The organism is Cutibacterium namnetense, assembly GCF_001642025.1.
Classification (GTDB): domain Bacteria; phylum Actinomycetota; class Actinomycetes; order Propionibacteriales; family Propionibacteriaceae; genus Cutibacterium; species Cutibacterium namnetense.
Genome location: NZ_LWHO01000002.1, coordinates 165,483 through 173,809, shown reverse-complemented (window position 1 = coordinate 173,809; position 8,327 = coordinate 165,483). Strand labels below are relative to the sequence as shown.

Here is an 8,327-nt window from a genome sequence, read left to right as displayed (position 1 = left end):
CTCCGGCACCCTCCTTGAGATCAAAGTCCCCGAAGACGAAGACGCCGAAGTCGGCGCCGTCCTGGCCATCATCGGCGACCCCGCTGCCGCCGAGTCAGCTCCGGAGCCTGCCAAGCCGTCGGCTGAGCCCGCAGAGAAAGCCGAACCTGAGCCGGTGAAGAGCGCAGCCGAGGAGGCTCCGGCGCCAGCGACGCCAAAGCCCACCGAGGTTCCCAAGCCCGCTGGCACCAACGAAGTCGCCCCACGCGCCACCAATCCGTCGTCGGACGTCTATGTCACCCCGCTAGTCCGCAAACTCGCTCGGGAAAATAACGTCGATCTGTCGACGATTACCGGAACCGGTGTCGGTGGCCGTATTCGTAAGCAGGACGTGCTAGCTGCAGCCGGTAAACCTGAAGAGGCTCCCGCCGCTGCGCCAGCACCGACTGCTCCGAAACCAGCTGGTTCGGCCCGTAAGGCCTCTCAGGAAGTCTCTCCGGAGGCCGCCGCTATGCGCGGCACCACCGAGAAGATGAGCCGCCTACGCAAGGTCATCGCCTCGCGGATGGTTGAGTCCCTACAAGTTTCTGCTCAGTTGACCGCCACCGTTGAGGTGGACATGACCGCCATCTCCCGCATTCGCAAGGCTGAGAAGGCTGCCTTCAAGGCTCGCGAGGGAGTTGGCCTGTCCTACCTGCCTTTCATTACCAAGGCCGTCGTTGAGGCCCTCAAGGCCAATCCGACTTTCAATGCGAGTATCGACACCGAGGCCGGGACGATCACCTACGGGCCTTCTGAGAACATCGGCATCGCCGTTGATACCCCGCGCGGGCTGCTAGTTCCGGTCATTAAGAACGCCGGTGATCTCAATATCGCTGGGCTGGCCCACCAGATTGGCGACCTCGCCGCTCGCACCCGCGACAACAAGGTAACCCCCGACGAGCTGTCCGGTGGCACATTCACTATCACCAATTACGGCTCGGCTGGTGCCCTCTTCGACACCCCGATCGTCAACCAGCCCGAAGTTGCCATCCTCGGCACCGGTGCCCTGGTGAAGCGCCCGGTCGTTGTCACCAACGAGTTCGGGGAGGACACCATCGCCATCCGCGACATGATGTACCTCTCGCTGTCCTACGATCACCGTCTCATCGACGGCGCCGTGGCGGCTCGCTTCCTATCGGGCATCAAGGCCCGTCTGGAGGAGGGTGACTTCGCCGGGGAGTTCTGACCCTCAACGGCCACGAAGAACGCGGGCCCGAAAATCTGGGCAAACCCGAGGCGGTGGGACCGATCCCACCGCCTCGCCCTCTACACCCGTCCATTGCGGACATCGCTCAGACACGACGAGTACACCACGCCTATTGCAAGGTCGACACTATGATCGCAAGATGTGATGCAGCAGGATCCTCCCACACCCCAGCCCCACACCCCGCAGATAGTTGACGGGGTGAAACCCCACGGCTGGGTTGATCATCCCGTCGGACTACAGTTCGAATACCTGGGGATCGCAAATACCCCTCCCACCCGCACTGAATACAACGAGTGCTGGGCCCATCAGCGCGAGGTACACGCTGAGGTGTCCACCCACCAGCGCCCTAACACGGTTATCTACGTCGAACATGATCCCGTCTACACGGCCGGACGACGCACCCGTAAAGAGGCTTATCCTTTCGACGGTACCCCGGTCGTTCCGGTGGATCGTGGCGGTGAAATCACCTGGCATGGTCCTGGTCAGCTAGTCGGCTACCCGATTGTCTTCTTGCAGCGCGGTATCGGCGTCGTCGATTATGTGCGCCGAGTGGAAGAAGCCATTATCCAGCTCGTTGCCCAATATGGCTTGCGTGCCGGGCGTGTCCCCGGACGAACCGGAGTCTGGTTCCCCTCCGACGGGGTGGGACCAGAGCGAAAAGTATGCGCCATCGGCATTCGCGTCTCACGCCAGACGGCGATGCACGGTTTCGCCCTCAACATCGACCCCGACACTGCCGGCTTCGACAACATCATTCCGTGTGGCATCTCCGACGCCGACGTCACCAGCATGGCGCGGGAACTGCGGCGTCTGCACGGACCCGACGCCGAGATTCCCTCAATGCTCGAAGTAGCCAACAACCTCGAGCCCATCCTCACTGAGATGATGTCGTTTCAGCCGTATGAGATGAGCCCAGATATTCCACGTCGGGAGCACCCGGCGTTCCTGCACCCCATGTCGTGATCTTGTCCGTCCCCTGAACTACAGTTCCCTTCACCCCGCCCCAAAGGAGATGCCCGTGACGTATCTCAGCCACACCCGCACCACTGGACCGCTGTTAGCGGCCACGGGTGTCATCATGGCCATCGTCGCCGCGATAATTGGACGACTCCGTCCTCTGGAACCTCGCTTACTAGGCAGGGAGAATCCGGATGCTCTCACCAGCGTTCTGCATGCCGTTGTTGGAACCCTGTTCTGGGCAGCTCTGGTGTGGACGTTGGCAGAGCTCATTCGCGCTACTCTGTGTTCGCCGCGCCGCGATGTTGTCGATTCCACACACACTCGCGGACGCCGAGCATGGCTAGCCGCACAGATGTGGGCCGTACTGGCCCTACTCATAGTCCCTCTGGAATCCGCTGATTCCGCTGGCTTGACCTTCGAGCAGGCCGTTGTTGATCTCCCGACCTACATCTCCTCGACCCCCTCTGTCGCGGCTTGGCTCGTCGTCGCAGTGTTGGGGCTACTGGTCGGCCTGCTCGCTCTGCTGAGCACTCATCTTGGCGGCCTCGTCATGGCGAGCTTTGTGACGGTTCTCGCCGCACTCCCCGTTCCCGTTACCGGGGGGATTTCGGTGGGCCTCAACCACGATTTCGCCACCGACTCCGGGGCTATGGCCGCCGTAGGCATGACCATTGCCGCCGCTTGTGTTCTGATCGAGGCCCTCGACGGCGCCCGCCCTGCCTTCACCGCCCGCCTTATCTGGATGCAGCGTACTGGTGCCGTCATAGCCCTCGCAGGAGGCATCGTCGTCACCTGGCAAGGTCAGGCTGGGCATTCCTGGGTCTCTGATCGATGGGGCGTGGCCCGCATTGTCGTGCTCGTCGCCATAGCAATCTGGGTCATCACTGCCTGGCTGCCACGTACCAGGGTACTGAGCTGGCTTGGGGTAACGGTGGTAGCCGTCGTGCTGAGCGTGACGGGCGCAGCAAATCAGCTCGTGCCGCCGCGCTATGTCATTGGTCAAACCCCGGCAGTCAATTACCTCGGCTATGAGCTACCGCCGGCCCTCACTGCCGCCATTCTGCTAGCTCCTGGCCGTCCCAACCTCGGTTTCTGGACCCTCTCGATCCTTGGAATCTTCGGCTATTACGTTGCCGTTAGGGCCCTCAAACGCCGTGGGGAAACCTGGTCTGGAGCACGTAGCGGCTCTTGGATCGGGGCTTGGGTCGTGGTGATATTCCTAGCCAGCACCGGGCTGTGGGAATACTCCTCGATGCAGTTCAGCTGGCACATGCTGGTTCACATGACCTTCAACATGCTGGTTCCGGCCTTACTGGTGCTCGGAGCTCCAGTAACCCTCTTGAGACAGGTATTGCGCACCGCAGACCAGATCAACGATGGATTCAACGGACCCCACGACTGCCTCATGGCGGCGCTGGAATGGCGTCCCACGAAGATCCTATTCGGCCCCTTTGCTGCTTGGATCGTCTTTATTGCCAGCTTCTACGTCGTCTATTTCACCCCAATATTTGACTACCTCATGCGTTACCATTGGGGACACCAGTGGATGCTGCTGCACTTCCTCATGGCTGGCTTCATGCTCTTTGAATATGTCATTGGCTTGGATGATCTGCCAGCATCGCTGCCCCACATTGGCCGACTGGGATTCGTCATTACCGCGATGCCTTTCCATTCATTCTTCGCCGTTATCACGATGAATGCCCATCAGATCATCGGCAAGAATTTTTACGAGGCATTGTCTATTCCGTGGATTGTCAATCTGCATGATGATCAGAATCTCGGTGGCCAGATCACCTGGGCCACCGGCGAGATCCCGATGGCGCTGGTCCTCATCGCGCTGTGCGTGCAGTGGTTCATCTCGGACCGCCGTGACCAACGGCGGGTTGACGCTTCTGAAGATGCCAGCCTTAATGAGTCCCTAACCGCCTATAATGACATGCTCGCCCGAATGGCTGGCCAGGAGATCAAGCCGCACGATCCGGGGAACAAGTTATGAGCACGACCACGGTAGATCCCCCAGATGAGGAGCAACCCGTCCTGCATCCTCCGGTGCAATTGCAGATCGGCGGGATGACCTGCGCAGCATGCGCCACAATGATCGAGAAGACACTGTCCCGTATTGACGGGGTACACGCTAGCGTCAATTTCGCTTCCGAACGGGCAACAGTAACCGGTATGGACGTCGCAGATGCGATCGCCGCCGTCAAGGATGTCGGCTATACCGCAGCCCTGCTCTCCGACATCGATCTAGCAGCTGAGGCGCAGCGCCGCATCACTATGCTGCGACGCCGCCTCATCGTGGCCGTACTCCTGACCTTGCCCCTGATGGACATCGGCCTGGTCTTAGCTCTGGAACCGCAACTACGTTTCCCAGCATGGGACTGGCTACTCGTCGCCCTCTCCCTGCCAGTAGTTTTCTGGTCGGCGTGGCCATTCCACAAAGCGACGTGGACGAATTTGCGCCACGGCATAACGTCCATGGATACCTTGGTTTCACTAGGTGTCTTGTCTTCCTTCGGGTGGTCGTTCATCTCCATCCTCATCGGTGCCCAGGACCGAGAGGGGTATTGGCTGGGCTATGGCATCACCCCGGCCGGGGCTGACACCCTTTACCTTGACGTCGCTGCCGGGGTGACCTGCTTTCTGCTCGCTGGCCGCTATTTTGAAGCCCGCGCCAAGAGGTCGGCGCGGTCTGCGCTGACCGCCTTAGGGCAGCTGGCGGTCAGGAATGCCCGGGTGCTGCGCGATGGAGTCGAGACCGTCGTTCCCGTTGAGCAGCTACACAACGGTGACCTCTTCGTCACCTTGGCCGGGGAGGCTCTGGCAGCCGATGGCGAAGTCGTCGAGGGATCTTCCAGTATCGATGCGTCGATGATGACCGGCGAGCCAATGCCCACCGACGTAACCGTAGGATCGACGGTGCTCGGCGGAACCATGAACTTGACCGGGCGGGTCGTGACCAGAGCTACCGGAGTCGGTGACCATAGCCAGCTCGCCCAGATGGCGGTGCTGGCTGAGGAAGCCCAAGCTCGCAAAGCCAACGTCCAGCGTCTGGTGGACAAGGTCGTCGAGATCTTTGTGCCAGCAGTTCTTGGCATCGTCGTCTTGACCTTCTTCGGCTGGTGGATCGCCGGCGCTGGGACCCGACATGCCCTCTCGGCGTCCCTCTCAGTGCTCGTAATAGCTTGCCCGTGCGCCCTCGGTTTAGCGACACCAACTGCCCTCATGGTTGGAGTCGGACGCGGCGGTCAGCTGGGTATCCTGATTAAAGGACCAGAAGCTCTGGAGGCGTCCGGTCGCATCGACACTGTGATCCTCGATAAAACCGGTACTGTCACCAGTGGGGAAATGACTCTCATCGCGAGGCTTCCTGCCAACAAGCAAGACGTCGATCGCGCCCACCGCTACGCGGCCGCCCTAGACCAACACTCCACTCATCCAGTAGCCAAGGCTGTGGTAGCTGCTGCCACAGGCAGCATCCCAACGTGTCCCAGTCCGCGCACCGTTGCCGGACGAGGCATTAGTGGCGAAGTCGAGGGACACCATGTCATGGTTGGCAACCCCGCTTTCCTCGCGGGGGCAGGTATCGAGATTCCCGCCGAGCTGAGGCACGCCGTTACGCAAGCAGCCCGGACAGGGCGTTCCGCCTTCGGGGTGGCGATCGACGGCCAGGCCGCAGCTGCCTTTGTCGTCGCCGACACCGTCAAACCTGAGGCGTCGGAAGTCATCGCCCAGCTCAAGGATATGGGGCTACGAACTGTCCTACTCACTGGTGATTCACAAGCCGCCGCAGCATCCGTGGGAGCGCAGCTTGGCACCGACGAGGTGCTGGCCGAGGTTCTTCCCACCGACAAGGCCGGGGTCGTCGAGAAACTTCGCTCTGAAGGCCACGTGGTAGCCATGGTAGGCGATGGCATCAACGACGCCGCAGCCCTCGCAAGCTCCGACCTTGGCATGGCGCTGGTCACCGGCACTGATATCGCGATGCGCAGCGCCGACATCATCTGTGTGCGCCACCACCTCGGGGTCGTCCCTGACGCCATTGGGTTGTCGAGACGGACTCTGAGGACCATCCGCGGCAACCTCGCATGGGCTTTCATCTACAACATTGCAGCGATCCCGATCGCGACCGCCGGTCTACTGAACCCGCTGATATCCGGGCTTGCCATGAGCCTTTCGAGCCTCGTCGTCGTCACCCATTCGCTGAGACTTCGCAACTTCGGTACACGCAGTTAAACTGGCCCGCGTGAGTGTCGAAGCAGACGGCAGGAAGCTCCTCCGAGTCGAGGTCAAGAATTCCCAGACGCCCATCGAGGACAAACCCCGCTGGATCAAGACTCGGGCCACGATGGGTCCGGAGTACCGCGACATGCGACGCCGGATGGTCGATGGAGATCTCCACACCGTGTGCCAAGAGGCCGGTTGCCCCAACATCTTCGAGTGCTGGGAGGACCGCGAGGCCACTTTCCTCATCGGCGGCGACCATTGCACCCGCCGTTGTGACTTCTGCCAGATCGAGTCGGCCAAACCGGAGGGTTACGACAAGGACGAGCCGCGTCGTGTCGCAGAGTCCGTCAAGCACATGGGATTGCGTTACGCCACCGTCACTTCGGTGTGCCGAGATGATCTCGAGGACGAGGGCGCCTGGCTGTGTGCCGAGACAATCCGTCAAATCCACCAAGTAAATCCCGGCGTCGGCGTCGAGATGCTAGCCCAAGACTTTTCCGGCAAACAGGACCTGCTTGACGTCGTCTTCGAGGCACGTCCGGAGGTCTTCGGCCACAACCTTGAGACAGTCCCCCGGATTTTCAAGCGTATTCGGCCCGGATTCCGCTACGACCGTTCCCTGGCCGTCCTGAGCTCAGCCCATGATGCCGGTCTGATCACCAAGTCGAATCTCATTCTTGGTATGGGCGAGACCCGTGAAGAAATCTCACAGGCCATGCAGGCGCTCCATGACGCCAACACCGACCTGCTGACGATCACCCAATACTTGCGTCCGAATACCTATCTGCACCCCATCGACCGCTGGGTAACCCCGCAGGAGTTCGAGGAATTGGCCGAGGAGGCCCGTGAGATCGGGTTCGTCGGTGTGATGAGCGGACCTCTGGTGCGATCCTCGTATCGGGCCGGTCGGCTTTATCGGCAGGCCATGGAAGCTCGCGGCGAGCGTCCGGTGACGATCGTGACCGGGTACCACGATGGTGCGAAACCTGCACCGTTCGCAGCCAAAGAGTAACAGGGATACCCCTTGGGCTGGGGGCACGTATCTATCAACCGTGGAGAAGTCCATCTTCTGCTTCGAGTCGAGCCACTGGCCCGCCGGGCACCGATGCATCACTGTCAACAGCCCCGATCGTCCTCTTTTCGACCAGGACCGCCACATCCATGAAAATATCCACGGCACCAACGGAACTGAGACACATTCTCAATTCGTTGATATCGTCGACACACCCGATGCCATCACAGTGAAGATGAACGGTGATGGCAATGAATATGAATTCTCTGGTAATTTTCTCACTGATTCCGCCACAGGCCTTCATCGCCACGGATAACACGACGCCGGCTCATCCGGTGAATTGACCCGATCGAGAGTGTCAATCATCCTTGCAATACCAACACCAACTTAGAGATGAAAATGATTTTCGTGACACTTTACTGACGCGGCTGCCCCTCCGCCACACCCACTTTGGAAGACATGCGCATCCGGGCCTAACCCCGACCTCATCATCCCCTCACCTTGCCCACAACCAGAGAGGAACCCTGGCCCTACAACCCTCGATGGAGTTCAAGTCTCACCATCCGTGGAGATCCACAGCACCAGAGTGACTATGTCAATGATGCGGCTTATCCACCTCCAAAACGAAGACGGCCGCATATCTCGTTGTCTCTCCATGCACCCCGCCATGAGTTGAAGGCACGCCCCCTGACGTGGGGCACCCCCGAGCAGCCCCTTCACAGCGACGCGTGTGCATACCCCTGACACCCGGCATGAACGACCCTTTAAGCATGATTACAACTCCCCCACGCACTCAAAAGTGATGCACGTTCCTCTACCTAGAACGTGCGCATTGTCAGATAACCGATATCTTTCGGTATACTGCAGCCGTCTCGATCGAGGCATAGATAACTAGTAGAA

6 protein-coding genes are annotated in these 8,327 nt (G+C 60.3%); 5 read left to right on the top strand and 1 reads right to left on the bottom strand.

Annotated features, from left to right (window positions below; all coding sequences use genetic code 11):
• The 5 genes from sucB to A5483_RS03550 all read left to right on the top strand — a co-directional run.
• Positions 1–1,207, top strand: a 1,207-nt coding sequence (sucB, locus tag A5483_RS03570; protein ID WP_063811039.1) for a 2-oxoglutarate dehydrogenase, E2 component, dihydrolipoamide succinyltransferase, incomplete at its 5' end; no start/stop codon positions are given.
• Between the two features lie 165 nt (positions 1,208–1,372).
• Entirely contained in the window at positions 1,373–2,191 is an 819-nt protein-coding gene (gene lipB, locus A5483_RS03565) for a lipoyl(octanoyl) transferase LipB (protein ID WP_063811038.1), read from the top strand.
• Between the two features lie 49 nt (positions 2,192–2,240).
• On the top strand, positions 2,241–4,184 hold the full coding sequence (locus tag A5483_RS03560) for a cytochrome c oxidase assembly protein (RefSeq protein WP_082863985.1): 1,944 nt from the start codon (positions 2,241–2,243) through the stop codon (positions 4,182–4,184).
• Entirely contained in the window at positions 4,181–6,424 is a 2,244-nt protein-coding gene (locus A5483_RS03555; protein ID WP_063811037.1) for a heavy metal translocating P-type ATPase, read from the top strand. The genes A5483_RS03560 and A5483_RS03555 overlap by 4 nt, the downstream gene beginning before the upstream one ends.
• Positions 6,425–6,434: 10 nt before the next feature.
• Entirely contained in the window at positions 6,435–7,427 is a 993-nt protein-coding gene (locus A5483_RS03550; protein ID WP_063811036.1) for a lipoyl synthase, read from the top strand.
• Positions 7,428–7,461: 34 nt separating this feature from the next.
• On the opposite strand, the gene A5483_RS11815 is transcribed toward A5483_RS03550, so the two are convergent.
• Positions 7,462–7,737, bottom strand: coding sequence for a hypothetical protein (locus tag A5483_RS11815; protein WP_153023072.1), 276 nt, complete (start codon positions 7,735–7,737; stop codon positions 7,462–7,464).
• Positions 7,738–8,327: the final 590 nt, after the last annotated feature.